General features: G+C 40.9%; 16 protein-coding genes. 9 read left to right on the top strand and 7 right to left on the bottom strand.

The features are described 5' to 3' along the window. Window positions 1–370: 370 nt before the first annotated feature. The 5 genes from EO93_RS15420 to EO93_RS15395 form a co-directional block, all read right to left on the bottom strand. Window positions 371–1198, bottom strand: coding sequence for an NAD(+)/NADH kinase (locus EO93_RS15420; RefSeq protein ID WP_048163469.1), 828 nt, complete (start codon window positions 1196–1198; stop codon window positions 371–373). Window position 1199: 1 nt separating this feature from the next. Next, the gene (locus tag EO93_RS15415) at window positions 1200–2003 is read right to left on the bottom strand and encodes a bifunctional fructose-bisphosphatase/inositol-phosphate phosphatase (protein ID WP_048135040.1); all 804 of its coding nucleotides are present in this window, start codon (window positions 2001–2003) and stop codon (window positions 1200–1202) included. Window positions 2004–2181: 178 nt separating this feature from the next. Next, the gene (locus EO93_RS15410) at window positions 2182–3189 is read right to left on the bottom strand and encodes a type II glyceraldehyde-3-phosphate dehydrogenase (RefSeq protein ID WP_048163468.1); all 1008 of its coding nucleotides are present in this window, start codon (window positions 3187–3189) and stop codon (window positions 2182–2184) included. 623 nt (window positions 3190–3812) lie between these two features. Continuing rightward, window positions 3813–4001: a CooT family nickel-binding protein gene (locus tag EO93_RS15400; RefSeq protein WP_048134691.1), complete on the bottom strand. Its 189-nt coding sequence runs from the start codon at window positions 3999–4001 to the stop codon at window positions 3813–3815. Between the two features lie 257 nt (window positions 4002–4258). After that, entirely contained in the window at window positions 4259–5140 is an 882-nt protein-coding gene (locus EO93_RS15395; RefSeq protein ID WP_048163464.1) for a DUF89 domain-containing protein, read from the bottom strand. A 362-nt stretch (window positions 5141–5502) separates the two neighbouring features. On the opposite strand from EO93_RS15395, the gene EO93_RS15390 reads away from it, so the two are divergent. Continuing rightward, on the top strand, window positions 5503–6963 hold the full coding sequence (locus tag EO93_RS15390; protein WP_235284304.1) for a sulfatase-like hydrolase/transferase: 1461 nt from the start codon (window positions 5503–5505) through the stop codon (window positions 6961–6963). A gap of 879 nt (window positions 6964–7842) precedes the next feature. Then, window positions 7843–9030, top strand: a complete 1188-nt coding sequence (locus EO93_RS15385; protein WP_048163461.1) for a lipopolysaccharide assembly protein LapB — start codon at window positions 7843–7845, stop codon at window positions 9028–9030. 280 nt (window positions 9031–9310) lie between these two features. Here the strand turns inward: EO93_RS15385 and EO93_RS15380 are convergent, their stop codons facing one another. After that, window positions 9311–10300, bottom strand: coding sequence for a metallophosphoesterase (locus tag EO93_RS15380; protein ID WP_235284303.1), 990 nt, complete (start codon window positions 10298–10300; stop codon window positions 9311–9313). Window positions 10301–10457: 157 nt separating this feature from the next. Between EO93_RS15380 and EO93_RS15375 the strand changes: the two genes are divergently transcribed. From EO93_RS15375 to EO93_RS15360, 4 genes are all read left to right on the top strand, one after another. Next, complete coding sequence (locus EO93_RS15375; protein WP_235284302.1) at window positions 10458–10847, top strand: hypothetical protein; 390 nt, start codon at window positions 10458–10460, stop codon at window positions 10845–10847. A 610-nt stretch (window positions 10848–11457) separates the two neighbouring features. Beyond that, window positions 11458–12396, top strand: a complete 939-nt coding sequence (locus EO93_RS15370) for a GTPase - sulfate adenylate transferase subunit 1 (RefSeq protein ID WP_235284301.1) — start codon at window positions 11458–11460, stop codon at window positions 12394–12396. A 258-nt stretch (window positions 12397–12654) separates the two neighbouring features. Beyond that, the gene (locus tag EO93_RS15365; RefSeq protein WP_048163459.1) at window positions 12655–13191 is read left to right on the top strand and encodes a UPF0228 family protein; all 537 of its coding nucleotides are present in this window, start codon (window positions 12655–12657) and stop codon (window positions 13189–13191) included. A gap of 210 nt (window positions 13192–13401) precedes the next feature. Further along, window positions 13402–14007, top strand: a complete 606-nt coding sequence (locus EO93_RS15360; RefSeq protein WP_048163457.1) for a UPF0228 family protein — start codon at window positions 13402–13404, stop codon at window positions 14005–14007. Between the two features lie 143 nt (window positions 14008–14150). Here EO93_RS15360 and EO93_RS18350 read toward each other — a convergent pair whose 3' ends face one another. Continuing rightward, window positions 14151–14309, bottom strand: a complete 159-nt coding sequence (locus tag EO93_RS18350) for a hypothetical protein (RefSeq protein ID WP_235284300.1) — start codon at window positions 14307–14309, stop codon at window positions 14151–14153. Window positions 14310–14851: 542 nt separating this feature from the next. Here EO93_RS18350 and EO93_RS15355 point away from each other — a divergent pair. From EO93_RS15355 to EO93_RS15345, 3 genes are all read left to right on the top strand, one after another. Further along, window positions 14852–15235: a hypothetical protein gene (locus EO93_RS15355; RefSeq protein WP_048163456.1), complete on the top strand. Its 384-nt coding sequence runs from the start codon at window positions 14852–14854 to the stop codon at window positions 15233–15235. Window positions 15236–15318: 83 nt separating this feature from the next. Next, on the top strand, window positions 15319–16011 hold the full coding sequence (locus EO93_RS15350; RefSeq protein WP_048163454.1) for a hypothetical protein: 693 nt from the start codon (window positions 15319–15321) through the stop codon (window positions 16009–16011). 249 nt (window positions 16012–16260) lie between these two features. Continuing rightward, a complete protein-coding gene (locus tag EO93_RS15345) occupies window positions 16261–17544 on the top strand; it encodes a cytochrome D1 domain-containing protein (RefSeq protein ID WP_048163526.1) in 1284 nt (427 codons plus the stop codon). Window positions 17545–18282 lie beyond the last annotated feature (738 nt).

Here is an 18282-nt window from a genome sequence, read left to right as displayed (position 1 = left end):
TTTATGATTATTTTTAATGATATTTGTATTAATTGCCCTGAAAAATTATTCAAAGGCCTGGATAAGAAAGTACGAGGCTAAAACGCCATTAAAAGTCAAAAAATCTTATATTTAGTAGAATTAAGCATTAGCTTTACCTACACCTGTATAAATGTTTTCCTTGGAGGAAAAGAGTTTCCGAGAGCAACGTTCCCATATTCGGGGTAAAAAAGACGCTTTCAGTTCTTTAACCTGAGATATGAAAGTGTCAGAATATAAATATCAGGGAATATCAGGAGTAAAACCCGGATTTTAAGAAAAAGGTTCTAAAAAAACTGGGGCCATAAGAAAAATTAAAGTTAATGAGAAGTCAAACCTGAAAAAAGGTTTTTCAGGAAAGTTTCCGCTGAACCCTCTCGTAAAAGCAGGTATCTGAAATCCTTACAAAACGCGCAGGGAATTTTGATTTCTTCAGTTTGACAACATCATCAGCCCTGATCCTGTAAGACTTCTGCCCGTCAATTGCAATTACAGCCTCTTTTTTAGGGTCTGATAATTTTACTGTAATCTCGCTGTCCGAAGGGATAACCCAGGGTCTTGACGATAGCTTGAAAGGAGCAACAGGGACTACCACGATTGCATTTACCCTCGGGTTTACGATAGGGCCTCCGGCGCTCATTGCATAGGCCGTTGAGCCTGTGGGGGTTGCAAAAACCACACCATCCGCGCGAATATCATCAAGCCGGCAGTCATTAATGTGGACTTCAAACTGAATAATCTTTGCGGGTTTTGCAGACATTACAGCGACCTCGTTAGTGGCTGTTTCAAGCATCTCCCCATTAAGGAAAACGTCTACCCGCATCCTTTCGAGATACGAAAAACCATAGAGAACTTCCTCTATGGCCTCAATTGCATCTTCAGGCTCCACATCTACAAGGAAACCGAGAGTGCCCATATTAATTCCCATTATGGGAAGAGGGTCTTTCATTTTGGCAATGTTCCGCAGGACTGTCCCATCGCCTCCCACAGTTATGATAAGTTCGACTCCCTCGTCCCTCATTCTTTCGACAGGAGTCCCCTCAATTCTCAGGACATCGGCTGTGGCAGTGGAAACATAGATCTGCACCTTCGACTGGAAGTTCGCGATAATATTCCTTACCATCTCAAGTACTTCAGGACTATCACAGCGCGATGCGAGCCCTATTTTTTTAATTGCCAAATTATCCCTCTGCGAGTAAGCTTAAAAGTTTTTTATGTACGTGTCCGTTGGACGCGACCATCTCCACTCTGGCAGTAACATTATCAGGAAGTCTTAAAGTCTTTCCGTATCCGTCCGTAACAAGCCCACCGGCTTCTTCAAGGATAAGCTGACCTGCTGCCACATCTGTTACACGCAGAGCCTTTCGGACATCCACAAAGGCATCAAGCCTGCCTGAGGCTACATAACACAGTTCAAGCGCCACGCTCCCGAACAACCTCACGCGACGGACATTGCTGTATATCTTTCTGGTCCTTTCCACGTTTTGCCTGTAGCCGTATACACTGACACAGAGTTTATTCAGGTCCGAATTCGCGGAGGGTTTGATTTTATTCCCATTCAGATATGCGCCCTTTCCGGCTTCTGCATAATACTCTTCCTTGAGGGCAAGGTTGCTCACATACCCGAACCTGAGGTCTAAGAGGTCGTGAGAGGCAAAAGCTATTGAAACGCTGTAGAAAGGAATTCCTGCAGAAGCATTATATGTCCCGTCGAGGGGGTCAAGCACAACAGAAAACTCAGGAGACTTCCCGATAACAAGTTCACCAAGTTCTTCACTGAGTATCCTCATGGACCTGCCGTCTGCCTTAAACACCTCGATAATGGCATCCTCTGCTGCAAGATCTATACCGGTAGTCGGCGTCCCGTCAGCTCCCATACATACGAAGCTGCTTGCCGAATCAGTGCCCACAAGGTCACAGGTTGCATCGTATGCAGCCTTGAAAGCCTCCCGGCACAATTTTAAAAAGTTTGAATCTGAAGTCATTAAGGGTCGGATCCTTCTTATCTCAGGGTTCCAGGTTCCACATACCAGGTTTTCGGGTACCTGGAACTGAGGTTTCGTAAATCAGGACTCAGGAAATTCGTCAGAAATTTCACTAGAATGTTCGTCAGAAAGTGTATCAGATACCCTGAGTCCCGGAAATCAAGAGCCTCGGGAAGGCTCAGAGCCCAAGGGCTTTATTTGTTTTCTGGATTGATTTTGCGCCGTCGCTCTCAAGCTCCATCATTGCGCGGATAGCATCCACGTTTTCAGGGACCACAATGGATTCCTGATGGATAGCCTGGAAGAAGTAGAGTTCCCCTTCGTGCATGGTGACGGAATCAGTCCAGACGCAGTTTTCCCACATATCGTTTCTGGGGCGCTTTATGTCCCTGGCAACTTCCATGATTTCAGCCGTGGAAGATATGCCCTGTCCTACGAAACGGATTCGTGACTGGGAACCAAGCACTTTCCTGATGTCTTCGGCAGTGCACTCGTTCTTAAGCTCCATGTTCACGGTGTGCAGGTGCATGAGGGTCGTCGGGATTTTCATGGCGGCTGAGGTGATATTGATCTGGGGAATAACAGTCTTCACATCGGGACCGTGGTGGGAAGGCAGCTTTATCGGGTCCGGTACGATTGCATTGATCGGTCCCTTCTTTATATCATTGGGATCGGCTGACCTTCGGGTAAGAGTTACCCTTACCTTCTTTACCCCAAATGCTTTGTCTATGGGATAGATGACTCTGCAAAGCCCTGTGGTGTTGCAGGAAACCACCCTCAAGAAGTCAAGGCCCAGAGCCCCTTCGTAGTTTGAGACGGCGTTAAAGGAAAAACCCGTAAGTTCGTGCTCCTCACCACCCTGCCAGATGGCCTTTACCCCGGCTTTTTCGTACAGGGCTTTATTAGCTTCCCCCACTCCTCCAGGAGTGCAGTCCACAACCAGGTCGGCTTTTTCCACCATTTCCTCAATGCTCCCGGCGGCAGGTATTCCTGCCTTTTCAAAAGCTCCCAGATTGGCGGCAGGGGCATAGATGTCATACCCTAGCTGGTGGGCTACTGCAGCCTCATAGTTTGGCTTTGTCTTGGAAACGCCTATGATTTCCATATCGTCCTGAGCCTGTACGGCGTCTGCAACTCTTTTCCCTATAGTTCCGTAACCGTTTACTGCAATCTTTGCTTTAGCCATTTATTATCCTGTCCTGTTTATCCTGAACTATCCAATTCAGGATTAGTCTAAATTATAGTAAATTAGTCTAAATAAATTAGTCTAATTTGTAGTAAATTAGACTAAATTAGAGTGAATTACAGTCTAATAGCCTGAACAACTGAAAATTGTTTTTTATAAGTTTGCGATTTCCGGGTAGTGAATTAAACTAATCTACATATATGCATAAATTTAAAGTGTTTCATGGATTTATAATGCACGTATGAAATTAAGAGATGCTAAAAACTGCCCGATCTTCGAACTAAGATACTGATTTAAGTGATAAATATTTTGAGTGCTTTAAATTTACGCCTGATTGTTGATTGTTATATCTCAGGTAACATTGAGGTTATAGAGAAGAATAGATAAATGCTTTTCCCGGGTAGTTATTGCAAATTAAAGAAACTGGAGGAGAGATTCAGTGCTTCCGGAGCTTCCAGATGGTTTTCCGAAAGGTTAGAAATTCACCGGTTCTTCAGTAAATTAGCAAGACTCTTTATCAGACCTATCTTCCCACTAAAACAGATGATCTTATTCCTGCTAAAGAAAAAAGGTCAATAAGCAGGTAAAACTCAGGAAGAAGTAAAGTAAAAAAGTAAAAAAAATCAATTTGACAGAATAAGGGCTTCCCCGCGTGAGAAATTGATTTCCTTTATTGAGCCTTCAACCGTCATTTTATCTCCGAGGATTCCGGTAAGCTGAATTGAGTTTCCTTCAACCAGAATCTTTGCTACAGACTCCATGACCTTCTCTCGGTTTTCTCCACGAAGCATAATTACATTAAGTTCACACATCTTAGATCTCTCCTTATACTGTTCTTCTTATACGGTTTAGATAATAGATAATTATATATCAATAAATATCTGGCTTGCCTGTATTTTGAAACTGCCAAATCTGATAAAATTCCGCATTGACCTTAAAGTATTTTTCATTAACTATATTTAATGTGTAGCTCTGCTCGATAAAAAGTTGCCGAAAAAATCCGGCAGCCGGAAAATCTTAAAAAATATACCCCGAAATATCAGGACAAAAGATCCGACAGGCGCGAACTTCAGGGGAAGTTCATCAGTTTTGCAACAGACAGGCCCTGTTCAAGCCCGAGGTCTTCAGCCACACACTCGCATTTTGTAAGGAGCATATAGGCAATCGGCCCGAAATTATGTTCGGAGAGGGTCTCGTAGTTTGCCATGCCCTTGCTGATGATAAGGGTTGCGTCTTTCATTACGTCGAGAAGTTCGGCAGGGGCTTCTTCGATCAGGATACCTACAGCATTTGAACCTGTGGTCATTATCCTGTCAACCTTTTTATCGATTTCAAACTCTTTTACCTCTTCTAATGTAACATCTGTGAGAATGGGACCTCCTCGGACCACGAGTGTGATATTTCCGCCGAGTTTTTTTATCACGTCGAAAACTATAATATCAAAAAGGATCTCTCCGCAGTTGTCGGCAATGTAGACAACATCCTTAAGGAGCCCCATCATCTTTGGGGTATCATCAACGTCAAGCCCATGTTCGAAAAGTTTTAGAAAAGCAGCTTCAAATTTATCTTCGCTGGCATCAAAGCCCATAATCCCGAAATCAAAATAATTCGCGACAACCGACGCAAGCACTGCCCGCCTGAAGAGTTCCCCGTCGTCAGGAGAGTTTTCGTAAATTTTTTCTTTTGCTGCGGGCAGGACTTTTAATGCAGCCTGGTTGATGAGCTTTTTTGTGACTTCATATGGATCATTGTCTTCGAGGATTTCATAGCACTTTCGGTGAATTTTAGTTGCTACGGATGCTGATACCGCCTCGGGGTCATAATGTTTATTCATGACGTCAAGGCATTCATGAATCGTCTTGCAGATCAGATCTTCATCATCCGTTGAAAGCTTTGATTGAAAATGCACTCTCGAAAGCAGGCAGTAGGTACAGCGTGGGTTCATCTTCATGGGGAATCTCCCTGTTTTTTGGATTATATGATAGGGTTTTTCAGAATGTTATTGGTATGTTTGGCAAGTGTTATACCTTTACTCTTTCTGGTACAATAAACCTTTAAAAAAATAAACCTTTAAAAAGGTAACCTGTAAACCTGGATATTAAATAAAAAATTTAGATCTGAAGATTTCACTACAGCCCCGTATGTATATATGTCCTCTACGTCTCACAAAATGTATAAAGGCAACGAACTTTGCCAGCAGATTTTTTTGAAAAGGGAAATTCTTTATAGCTGATGAATCTAAAATAATTTACAATGATTTCCGGGATCCGAAACTTCAAATTATTTCCAATTCTGGTTTTACTTACAACACTGTTGATCTTTTCTGCAGTTTTTCCAGTTCCTGCATCTGCACTTACCGAGGTTGAGGTAAACCCTGTCAATACACCTGACGGTGCAGTCGTGTTGATCGTTGACGGCTTAAGTGCCCCTTTTATCTATCCGGAGCTTACACCGCACGCACTTGACGGTACACCCCTTGAAAACGCCAGGCTTGAGAATATTCCGGAAATAGGCAAAAACAGTGCCCGGATTCTCGAGTTTCGTGCTCCGCAAACATTTACCGAAGGCGGACACTCGGTCCTTGTTACCGGAAACCCGAGTGCAGACAGCGAGTTTGTTAGTTTTAAAGATGCAAATATTTTCGATGTTTTACACAGTGAGGGCTATCTCTGTATTGCTGTAATGGAAAAAGGGGATTCCTGGTCAATCTGCGCCGAACAGGATGCTGTCCTGAGGGATGAAAACAACTCACTAAAGAAGATGGAGATAGTGCTTGCGCAGTATGAACATTCCCAGGATAATCCGGTGCCATCCGGGCTTTTGCAGCTAATGGAAGAGAAGGCTGACCTGGCTCCGGGATATGTCACCTCAAAAGAGACTGGGGAAAAGTATAACGGATATAACAGGTGGGGTATTGAAACTGCCTGTGCTGTTGTAGAGTACATGGCAAAAAACAGGCCCGGGCAAAAATACTTGCTGACTGTCAATGTAGGGGCAATTGATATGAGCGGGCACTACAGGGGCAACTATGGATATATAGACTGCATCGAAAACCTTGATTCGGAGCTTTTATCCCTCTATAAACTATGTGAAAAAAACAACCTTGCTTTTGTCCTGACCTCAGACCATGGGATGGCTTTTTCGGCAGATGGTTCTAAAGGAGGGCATCAGTCCGAAAAATACTCGGTATCGGATGAAGCGCAGATGGTCCCGCTCATCGTATATGCGCAGGATGTCGAGAGCGGAGTTATCAGGGGAGAATTCGGGCAGGAGGACTTTGCTCCCACCCTTCTTGGAATCCTTGATGTCCCGGACAGGCCCAGGTTTACGCAAGGAGAGCAGATCCTGCTTACAGGGCACGTGAACCTGAAAGTCAAACTTCCTGAAAAAGGATCCGTAGAACTCAGGAAAGATGGAAAAGTAATCTCATCTCCAGGAAACGATGACCAGTTCCTTTTCCTCGGCCTTGAGCCGGAGAACTCCTATGCTGTCGGGGCTGTTCTGAATTCCGGAAATAGCCTTGAAGAAAAGGAGAAAGAGTTTTCTCTTAAAACTGATTCGGTGATCGAATTCGGGAGTAAAGGAGCCAAAACAAAGGAAAGTGAATCCTCCCTGGAGGGAGCAAAAGAAGAAACCAGCTCTGCAGGTGTTTTCGGAGACGGAGATTCGATTTTTGGCAGGAACTCAACGCACCTGATAGGATATTTCCTGATAGGAGCAATAAACCTTGCAGGGTTTTTTATCATTATGAAAATTCTGAAAAAACACGGTTGATATTTTTGGCTCAGAGTTTCTGTTCAGCTAATGCTTTCGTTTTTACCTATTGTATGCAGGTGGGCTCAAGCGGACTCAGGTGGACTCAGGCGGGTTCAGGCAGACTCAGGCAGGCTAAAGCGGCAGGCAATACTATGCGCTGGATAAAGGGGGCATCTGTTTACCAATAGGGAGTTAAATCTAATAAATGGGCTTTATAATTACCAAAAGGGAGTTAAAAAGAATGTAACGGAACTGTCATTCAGGTTTCCCGGAATAACATCAACAGATTTCTCAGGCACTTCCAAAAAAGCGATAAAATTGATGAAATTATAAAAACGGTAAAAATAGCTAAAAACAGTATAAACCTATGGTTTACTTATGGTTTACCTGCTGTTTACCTCTAATTTGATACAAACCAGTTATTTTTAAACGTTGAATTTATGCCTTAGTAAAAATTATTTAATTCCTTTTCCCTCTGGCTAATACTATCATTAGATATGCTTTTCTTTTCTATTCGTATTTTTATTTATTTAGTTTTCGTTTTTTCATTCCAGTTAATAGTAACACTTTTTATGTTTTTATAATCAATGATTTATTTTTATTACGTCTCCTGCCCTACATCCCTTGTTTTTTATCCTGCAAAATATATTTTTTTATGAAACCGTTGTCGTTCAATGCAATCAGTGGTTTTATTTTGCGTAATAAAGGGATAGAATGTTATACGATAATTATAATATTATACTCGGTCTCTTATACACTATTCAAACACTAATAGTATGTCTAATAATCATACGCAATATTCACTCACTAATATATTCAATTAAGCGTAAACTATACTCCGGATGTTACACTGACAACCCCCTACCAGAACATTCACTTTTCTGAGGTGCCGGATACATGGACTTTGATGCTATTGACGATTTTGTGTACGATGTTATTGGAATAATCGGATCTGACCAGAAAAACCTATCCTGTGCAGCTGATTTTGCTCTGAAAAGCTCTAAAGAAAAATCTTATCCCCCAAAACTTTTACTTGAACTCTCTAACGCATGCAAGCAGCAAAAAATGCACATGGAAGAATACGTTTTTGCAAAGGTCTGCTTAATGCAGGCTTCCGGAAAGCTCCGCGAAGATTCCTGCTATGCGCTGGGTATTGCAGCACATGTACTGGGCTTTTCCCCTGAAGCCGAAGCAAGCTACCTTGAAATCCTGAACGAAAACCCTGAAAATGCAGATGTAAGATGTGCTTACTCTGAGCTTCTTTTAGAGCTCGGAAGGGTTCAGGAAGCCGAAAATGAGTATAAAACCGTTCTTGAAACCTCGCCCGAAAATGTAAAGGCAAATACCGGGTACGCTTACCTTCTGGCCGAATACGGGCATGTAGATGAAGCAGAGGAATGTTACTCGAGAGCACTTGCCGGTAACCCGAACTATGTCCCTGCCAGAGGCGGGTATGCAAACCTGCTCTTTGAACTCGGAAGGCTCAGGGACGCCGAGAAAGAATACAGACTTGCCATGAAGCTGGACCCCGAAGACCCAAGCCTCCACCACAACTTCGGGGTTTTGCTCTCTTTCCTTGGGCGCTCTTCGGAAGCCGAGGTCGAGTACAGGAAGGCCCTTTCCCTTAACCCCAGGCACAGGAGAACTCTGTTCAACTACGGAAACCTCCTCGCAAGGGAAGGCAGGGTCTCGGAAGCTGAAGAACAGTATATGGAAGCCCTTGCCCTTGACCAGAACGATGCAAAAGTCCACTCAAACTATGCAAACCTTCTTGCTCGCTTTGGAAGAAGGTACGAAGCTGAAATGGAATACAAAAAAGCTCTAAGTCTTGACCCGGAAAGCGTTGAGGGACATTACAGCTACGGAAACCTTCTTTCAGAACTCGGGCGCTTACCTGAAGCAGAGGACGAATACAAGAAAGCCCTTGCTCTCAATCCATATTATCCTCCACTCCACTACAACTACGGACTGCTCATGAGAAAAATGAGTCGTTTTGACGAAGCTAAAATCCAGTATACGAAAGCAATGCAGCTCGATCCGGATATAGGGAACAAAATGACCGATTCCTGGATTATTCTTGATTAAGAGCAATTAAGCATCAAATCTAAGCATCAAATCTAAGCATCAAATCTAAGCATCAAATCTAAGCATCAAATCTAAGCATCAAATCTAAGCATCAAATAATAACCAAATAATCCGAACCAAAATATTCCGGCATTCAAAAATAACAACTATCGACAATCCGGCATATATAAAGACTCCAGTTTGAAGTAGTGACTCAGGCTGGAGCAACTTTTCATTGATTTTAACTGATTTTTTGCTTTAATCCGGCTTTTTCTTTCCTGTTCAGGCCAAATTTTCGGTTTTACTGAGACCGATTTCCAAAGGCAATAATTTTCAGTTCTCCTTTCTCTATATAGGCAAAAGCAGCAGCGTTCCCGAGTCCGACATAATCCGGGCAGGAGAAAAGGGAAAGCAGTTTCCCGTCGAACCACCATTCATATCCGGTTCTGAGAGCTGTGTGCCCTCTCACAATCTTTTTCAAACCATTTGTTTCTAAAAAGCCGTCAACAATATCAGGCCCGAATTCCTTAACAGTAGAACCTCTTGATGAAGTGCTCAGCCCCGGACGGTTCGAGGGATCATTCCATAGATAAGGAAAAGCGCCTTCTTTTGTGATGGCATCAACACTCTCGGTTCCATTGATTCCTCCGTGCACACAGAAGGTATGCCCCGAGATTATTGCTGCTACCGGCAGCCTGTCATATGTCCTGCTGACATTCAGAAGAAAACCCTGATCAAAGCCAATTTCCTCAAAAAAGCCGTAATAGAGGTTCATATCCACAGTTTCATGGTTCCCTCTGAGCAGGAAAATGTTTTGAGGCTCCTCAAGTTTCAGCCGGAAAAGCCTTATAAGGACTTCTGTGCCCTGCATCCCGCGGTCTACATAGTCACCCAGAAAAAGCATGTATTTACAGCCAAGTTCTTCTCTCATTTCCATTACAAAGTTAAGGGCATCTAGGTCTCCATGGATGTCCCCGATAAGCATAATAGACTCCGTAAATGCCGGGTCAATCCGGAGCACGGCAGGTTCGGAATCCAGTACGTTATTTATCTTCGGGAGGAGAAGGCTCAGTTCTTCTTTTGTTTTTGCTTTTTCAAGGTCATTTATTGATTTTATGGAACCACCCCGATAAATCCAATTAAATAATGTCTGAAGAGGTTTTAAAGATTGTAAAGACCGCTTGTCGGAAATTTTTCTAATGAGATAAGAGGGAGTTTTACTCGATAAGCATTTCTGAGCCAGATACAAAAGGTCAGTATGCAGCTCATATTCAATAATAAATTCCTGCACGAATATCAGCTATTAAACCTTATTACCTGCATATACTAAAACAGGAAAAACCAGTTCAAGCAGGAAAGACCGAAAGCAGGAAAAAGCAGTTAAATAATAAAGAATGAAAAATAAATATATTTGTGAAGTTTAAGGATCTGAACGGGAGTACAGGACAATGGAACTTGATATCAGTGAGCAGGACCCCGAAGAGATGGATCTTGCCGATGTTGCGCTTGAGTATGAAGAGCTTGTCTCTGCAATATCCATTCTGGAAAAGAGGCGGGAAGAACTTAGAGCCCGAATTATGGATACCTTTGCGGAAAAAGAAATTGATGTCCTGAGAATAGGGCATGTGGAGCTCAGGCGGCACAGGGCGGATTGGAAGCTCTGGCACATTAACAGGCTAAAGCATTATCTTGTGGAACGTGAACTCTGGGATATGGTCGAATCAGTAGACAGGAAGAACCTCAGTAAGCTAATAGAGAAAGGTTTCCTGACCGAAGAAGAACTTGAGGGCATGTATGACGTGGAAACAAGGTACAGTTTGCGTGTGAACAGAGTTTAATTTAGTGATCGGATCTTTGCGGCACTGACTTTCAATTTGTTACTTCATCTGGTTGGTAGGTCGATCCAGAACTCGCGAGGTACATGACGAGAATAGTGAAAGATAACTTGTGGAGAAAAGTGGGGAATCGTACCAGCCTGTGCATGATCTCGCAGTCAGGGACTGCAAAGTAGTTCAAGAATACTATAAGTCAATACAGGTATTGGCTTAGTATATTTTATTTTGTGTTACTTCTGATTTTTATAATATGCAGAATATGGTTGCAGTCGAGTATTCGTTATATAGTTTCTGGCCAGATCATCGAACTATCAACGATCAGGAGATAACTTTAGATTCAAAACAGGTATGAAAAACGGATAGTTAGAGAGAATGGCCAGAAAACTTATAAGGAGTTAGATCGAAGGGATTTATGGAGTTCAGAAGTGTTTTCCAGGTACCGCCCGAACTCCACAAAATACGCCCTAAAGGCATGAGTTATGTTAGCTTTGTCTGTATTTAAGGCTTAGCTTGCCTGATTCTGCCTCCTGGGTATAAGATACACAGGAGATTAAAGTATGAACCGTATAAAATTGGAGTAAGTATACTTGTTTTAGCAACACTGCTGGTTGGTATGGTGTTAATACCGGCAGTAAGTGCACAGGAAGAAAAAGATTATTCTGTAACTGCCGAGGAAGCTTTTAAGCATGCCAATGCAAACATGATAAACTTTATCGCAACTAACACATCAGGATTTGAAAACTGGACAGGTGCATCTGTTGATTCCAAACCACTGGAGCTTTACGATCCAACTGGTCAAAAATTATATTATCAATTTTCTGTCTATAAAAATAAAACCCTGATAGGTATAATCGACATTGCTGCAGATAAAAGGCTTGGGCAAACAGTCCAACTTGTTTTATTTGAGCCAAAACCTTTTGATGCCACTACAGTTATGAATAAATCAATAGAAATCGCCAAAAATGAATACCCTGATGGAAAAATCAAATCGACACAGATGGTTGTATACGATTATCCTCTCGTAGGAGCAATGACTATAGTAAAGGACAAAACAACAGGAGATGAACATCGGATATTTGTGGATGCTTATACCCTTGATGTGGTACCAGATAAACCCGCAACTGAAACAGAACCCGGAATAGGGTCAATATATGAGCAGAGATTAAAGAATGGGATAGAAAATAATCTAAAACACTGGCAAAAAAGTGATGAACTTGTTAAATCTATAGAACAAGCAGCAGCTACTAAGGGAGTTAGTATTAATGCGGCAGTCACTGAAGAAAAGATTAAAAAACTCAGTGCCGATATAACAAACTCGAGAACTGATGTTGAAGTAGATCTCGGTGCTACTGTATATGCGCAAATAACGAGCTACTACTGTGGTCCAGCAACTGCCAAAATGATTACTGAATATTATAATGATGAAAGCCCTCACCAAACTACTATATATGAGATGATGAACGGAGTAGCTCCTAACGGGGTTACTAATTCCCAGCAGTTACTTTATTATCGTTCAAGCAGTGGATTAAATAAACCTAATTCATGCGAGTAACGTACTATAACATTTGCAGAAGCTACTAATGAAATTGACAATAGAAGGCCTTTCAAGAGTGCAGTTGGCGCATTTTATGGAGACGGGGGCCATGCTCGAATGTGTCGTGGATACAAAATAAGTGGTTCGGATGAGTATTTGCGTATAGGTGATCCTAACCCTGTGTATTTCCGTGTACCTTATTGGGAAGCATATGGTTCTGAAACTAATCGTATATATGTGAGGAGTTAAAACTCCTCATTTTTCACGGTGACTTATATGAAAAAAATTAGCAAAGCAGTAGTTGTTTTCATTGTTTTTCTAATTATCGTAGTACTGATGAAGCAATCTCACGAAGTTAAAGTGGTTGATTTATCTATTCAATTTGAAAATGAAACTACTGAGCCGGAAGTAAAAGCCATTCTTGAAAATTACAACATACCTGTGAATTATACCATAGACTACAATTCTAATATTTCGTGTGGAATGTACTACGTAAAAGTAGATGAATATAAGATAAATGAATTAAGGAAAGATGAAAACTGGACTTCTTTAGTTGAAATCAAAAAAGGAAATTATAACATAATTATGTTATCTGCAGAATTTGTTCCAGATGAAAATTTTCTTACAATACTAGAAAAAAATAACCTTCAGTTGAAAAAGGCAGTTGTGTGTTATATCCATTTTGGAGACGGGTCACCGGGCTGGATTGTGGGAAAGAATTGTGTTTTAGAAAAGGATGCAATCAAGATAAAAAATGAACTTGAAACAAATGAGAAAATTTTGACTGTAGGTCTTGGGTATATTGATGGGTAATACTCCAAGCTTTGGATCATTGGGAAGCTTGGCTTGCCAATATGGGGGAGGAAGTTCAAAAAAAAGTTACAAAGATTGGATGACCAAAAGTCGTTGGAAAAGTATATGCATTTAGATTCTGGTCCGATATAAAAACAGTTGAAGTCGCGGATTCAAAAATCAACCGTATATAAGTGGGATTTACCCCCTCCTCATTTGTTAGGTGTTGGTATGAGTAAAATCGGCAAGGTAATCACTATTTTTATTGTATTTCTAACTCTCGTAGTGCTTTTGGGATTGTTTACAAAACCACTAAGTGATATTAGAACGCCAGCTAACAATGAGCTTAAGGTGAGTGGGATGAATATCCGATTCAAAGACGGAACTTCCGAATCGGAAGTTAAAGCTGTTCTTGAAAACTATAAGAACTATAACATGAATACGAACTATAGCATAGATTGCAACGCGGGTTCTGTGGGAAACAAATACTACATTATGGTAGACAAAGATAATCGGGATATAAGACGCGAATTGAGAAAAGGGATGGAGGAAGAGAATAAAGATTGGATTATATCTTCTTCTGCTACTGGCATCAGAAAAGGAGATTCTTACGTAATCGCGGTATCCGAACAGGCTGTCAATGATGAAAAGTTTCTTTCGATACTGAATAAATATGACACTCAGGTGAAAAAGTTCGTCTGGTGCTATATTCGCTTTGAAAAGCCGGATGGATCTAAGTATTGGATTCCAGAGGAAAATGCAATCAGAATAAAAAATGAGCTTGAAAATAATGAAAGTATTTTTACTGTATCTATTGACTACATTTATGATCAGTAACTTAGATACATGTTTTTAAAAACGCTTCAAACCGTGACCTCTTCACTCCCGATGTAATAAAAAAGATGACCGGTTCAACTTTAAAACGGGATTTATAATATACCGGTCTTCTCAAAAAATCCTTCAAGAAGCACGGAGTGAGCCTAAAAACTGCATACTTTGTAGGGGTCTGCGCCCATTGAAAGAGCTACGAGCTGGGCAATATTCATATGCACCATGTCGTACTCTACCCCGTACTCTTTTTCAATTACAGGCTGGTAGCGGTCGTACTGTATCTGGCAGTTCGGACACATGTGGAGCATTAACTCCACTCCGTTTCTCTGAAAGCTGTCGAGTTTTGCTTTGGTAACCTGAAGAGAGGTACTTTTTTGAGGCGGAGCTGGGAAAAGCCCATTCCACAGGTAAGGCTACGGGCGGTATTTTATAAGAATTTGTCTAAAAAGAGAGGATCTAAGTTATGGAGAGGCTTGTCAAAGATTAGAAGATTCCTGACGCTACAGACTCATAGGAGATACAAACACAGATATTTTTGGTGTAAGAATGTAAGCAGCCAATAAATATCATCATATATGATTATAAATTTGAATTCTTGCATTCCAATATAAACTCTTGAATATATGTCAAGGAGATCTGCTTATACATATAGTTACTGGCAGTTACTGGCCAAATCATCAAGCTATCGAAGATTCAGAATATTGTAGACTCAAAACGGGCATGAAAAACGGATAGTTAGAGAGAATGGTCGGAAAACTTATAAGGAGTCGACTATGAGGAGTTTATGGAGTTCAAAAGTACTTTCCCAATAACCCGAACTCCATAAAATACGCCCTAAGAGGCATAATTTATGTTAGCTTTGCGTGTATTTAAGCTTGCTGATTCTGCCTCCTGGGGAAGAATAACTTTAGGAGTTAGACGAATGAGTAGAATCAAAATTACGATAAGCATACTTCTTTTGGCAATGCTGGTCGGTATGGCGTTGATACCAGTTGCAAGTGCACAGGAAGAATCATCGAATGGGACTTACTCATTAAATGAAGTCAGCGAAAAAAAAGCTGAAGAAGTTGCATCTTACTCTATAAAAGAGATTTATAGATCCATATCTAATTTTTCAGACTGGGAAGACGCAACTGTGAAACTATCTACTGTTTACTACGATCTTGATGGTAAAAGGTCAGCCTATTCATTTATATCCATGATACATGGGACACGAGTAATAAACACTACCTAACTTTTGGGAGCTGGACTGGAGCTATGGCAACATGGGTGAGGCCTTAACCACCCATTATATTATTATTGAATTGAGGCACACAAATGTTTTACAAGAAAGTGAATAAAAAGATAATATTCATAATATTTTTAATAGTTGTTCTTATCGGAGTATGGCTTGTGCTTGACCTCATTAAAATAGGCCCAGGATTGCCCCCCTCAGAGGGCATGCCAGGATGGTACATACCAGGAGCCTGGCAGGGAAATGAACTGAGCTGTACATCACTTTTTCCGAAAATTTCTCCTTATTGTAATGCAGGAAACTATTCTGGAGGAAAATTTATAAATGTTTGGTACTTCGACGATGAATCTAAATTTTTAAAAGGAGAAACTACCCTTTATGAGTATCTGGAAGAAAAAGGTAATGTATCCCATCAAGAGCTGAATATTAGTGCAGAACTTCTGGAAGTAATTGAAAAGCGTGAAGCTAAAAACTCCTGGAGCCCCGTTTATGGTCCTTACTCATTTAATGCAACTGGGTATATAAGTCCAGAAACATCAGGATATTTCCTGGTGTACAAGAATTCTTTCCTTAAAGATAGAGAAGATTATTTCATAGTTTATTATGGAATCAGGGGAATGGCAAATCTCACTGAAGAAACACCAGAACTAAAGAAATTGATTGCTGAGTCCTATTATATGGCTAATGGAGAAGGGAAAGTTGATGGCTTAAAGCTGGAGAACAAAAAAGGAAAAGGTAATTTCAGTAGTTCGCTAAAATCTTTCCTCCACTTTTAATCTGCCTCCATTTATCTCAGATACACTACTACTATCCTAACTCTTGACTTTCGTCGGATCAATTCCTCAATGAGAAGTATAAATCGGGTTCTTTGGAGCTTTTGCCGCCTCCAACCTGAGCAAGAATAAACAGGATGAAGGATTATGAATTTCTCAGAGATACAGATTATTGGAGAAGAGAAAACATTCAGGGGTTCAAAAAGTGGAATAACTATTGACACTTATTCAATTCCACTCCCATGTGTGGCAATGTATAATAAAGCACGCAGAGAAGATACCCTTACAAAAGCTTTGGGAATAACTGCACTTGCGATTTTAATACTGGTGAGCGTAGTAAGTGCAACTCCATTTGCATACGTTACTAACTCCGACAGCAATAATATCTCTGTAATTGACACAGCCACAAACAAGGTTACAGCCACAGTAGATGTAGGAGAACATCCCTCTGGAGTTGCAGTCAGTCCGGATGAAACAAAGGCATATGTTGTGAACTCACGTAGCAACACTGTATCTGTAATTGATACCACCAAAAATAAGGTTATAAGCACAGTGAAAGTAGGAACCTATCCTCAAAAAGTTGCAGTCAGTCCGGATGGAAATAAGGCATATGTGACGGGCTTCAGCTACGGCACTGTTTCTATTATTGACACAACCACAAACAAGGTTACAGCCACAGTGAAAGTAGGAAACTTTCCTTTTGGGATTGCAGTCAGCCCGGATGGAAAAATGGTATATGTGGCGAATTCTGGCGGTTACTCAACTAACTTTACAGGTACAGTCTCTGTAATTGACACAACCACAAACACTGTTGCAACCATGATACCTACAGGAAACAATTCACTTGAAGTTGCAGTCAGTCAGGACGGGTCAAAGGCATATGTGATGAACTCTAATATTCGTCATGACTCCACAGCTACTATTTCTGTAATTAACACAGGTACAAACGAGGTTACAGACACAGTGGGCGTAGGAGACATTCCTCGCGGAATTGCGGTCAGCCCGGATGGGAAAAAGGTATATGTAGCGATACATTATCTCAGCAATTCACTTACAGGTGCTGTTAATATAATTGATACAGCCACAAACAAGATTACAGCCACTGTGCCTGTAGGAAAGGCACCTTGTGGAATTGAAGTTACCCAAGACGGAACAAAGGTATATGTGGCAAATTATGCGAGTCACACTGTCTCTGTAATTGACACAACCACAAACACGGTTATAGACACAGTAACAGTAGGAAAATATCCTATAGGAGTTGCTATTGGGCCCTCTGTAGATTCCAATATAACTAATCAAAGCGCAAAGGCTACCTCTAACGCAACTGAAGGTACAGAAGTTAAAGAAACTAACTTATCATCCTCAGAAGAAAAAAACGCTGTCGAACTAAATAATTCAAACAATAATATTTCTGAATCCGATAACTGTAATCGCTCAGGTGAAAATGAATCGAGCAAAAATAACTCTACTCCAGGCTTTGGATTATTGGGAAGCTTGGTCTGCCTGGGCGGTGGATGGAAGTTCAGAAAAAAATAATGCAGGACTTGGATAATCAGATTGATAGCACATATTTAAATTGCAGATTAAAATCTGTAATTGCTTTTTCGTAAAATAACGTGCTTGAGAGGAAAATTTGTAATTTATATCATTACCCGGATCGAATAAATTACCCTCTATTACTATTTTCTTATCCCGTTTAAATTGTCCGGATCTCAGGATGGATGGACAACAGTAAATGGTCAGCTTTTTACAGGAGAAGGAACGTACGATATATAATATGAAATGCCACCCATTAAAACCGGTGGCTTCCTGATTCATTACCTGTTGTTCTTATTACATACAAGTATACTATAATTAATCCTAATGCTTTACTTGCGGAATTTACTCAACAGGTTTCAGAACTCCTGTTGTTCTTTTTATTGGATTTTTAACATATCATGCTATTCTGACTTCAAAAAATCATAATATTTGCTATCTTTTGATTAGCCCTGGTGTGGTCTTGCAAAACCGCTTGATGCGGAAAAATCGTCTATATGAGGATTTGTGGGTGGTGCTGTGGGTGCTATGCAGCAGCCTCAAAATGAGATCTATCGCCCAATTGATGGTGAACAACTAAGCATATCTTAAAATCCTGAACGTACTCGTTTTGAAATCAATATAGTAAAACCACATTTATTTATACTGTATTCCATAAATATAATAATGTTTTTAAGTAAAACCAAATAACTGCGCGTATAATAGTCGGACGAATATAAATGGGTATTTATTTATAGC

Origin of the sequence: Methanosarcina sp. 1.H.A.2.2 (genome assembly GCF_000979975.1) — an archaeon.
GTDB lineage: Archaea > Halobacteriota > Methanosarcinia > Methanosarcinales > Methanosarcinaceae > Methanosarcina.
Note: the sequence above shows the minus strand (reverse complement) of the source record. Positions and strands in the feature narration are given on the sequence as shown.

Bases quoted from the DNA above. Each gene is read 5' to 3' on its own strand.
- EO93_RS15415 (WP_048135040.1), bottom strand. From the start codon at position 2,003: ATGACTTCAGATTCAAACTTTTTAAAATTGTGCCGGGAGGCTTTCAAG.
- EO93_RS15410 (WP_048163468.1), bottom strand. From the start codon at position 3,189: ATGGCTAAAGCAAAGATTGCAGTAAACGGTTACGGAACTATAGGGAAA.
- EO93_RS15400 (WP_048134691.1), bottom strand. From the start codon at position 4,001: ATGTGTGAACTTAATGTAATTATGCTTCGTGGAGAAAACCGAGAGAAG.
- EO93_RS15395 (WP_048163464.1), bottom strand. From the start codon at position 5,140: ATGAAGATGAACCCACGCTGTACCTACTGCCTGCTTTCGAGAGTGCAT.
- EO93_RS15385 (WP_048163461.1), top strand. From the start codon at position 7,843: ATGGACTTTGATGCTATTGACGATTTTGTGTACGATGTTATTGGAATA.
- EO93_RS15375 (WP_235284302.1), top strand. From the start codon at position 10,458: ATGGAACTTGATATCAGTGAGCAGGACCCCGAAGAGATGGATCTTGCC.
- EO93_RS15370 (WP_235284301.1), top strand. From the start codon at position 11,458: ATGGTGTTAATACCGGCAGTAAGTGCACAGGAAGAAAAAGATTATTCT.
- EO93_RS15365 (WP_048163459.1), top strand. From the start codon at position 12,655: ATGAAAAAAATTAGCAAAGCAGTAGTTGTTTTCATTGTTTTTCTAATT.
- EO93_RS15360 (WP_048163457.1), top strand. From the start codon at position 13,402: ATGAGTAAAATCGGCAAGGTAATCACTATTTTTATTGTATTTCTAACT.
- EO93_RS18350 (WP_235284300.1), bottom strand. From the start codon at position 14,309: ATGCTCCACATGTGTCCGAACTGCCAGATACAGTACGACCGCTACCAG.
- EO93_RS15355 (WP_048163456.1), top strand. From the start codon at position 14,852: ATGTTAGCTTTGCGTGTATTTAAGCTTGCTGATTCTGCCTCCTGGGGA.
- EO93_RS15350 (WP_048163454.1), top strand. From the start codon at position 15,319: ATGTTTTACAAGAAAGTGAATAAAAAGATAATATTCATAATATTTTTA.
- EO93_RS15345 (WP_048163526.1), top strand. From the start codon at position 16,261: ATGTATAATAAAGCACGCAGAGAAGATACCCTTACAAAAGCTTTGGGA.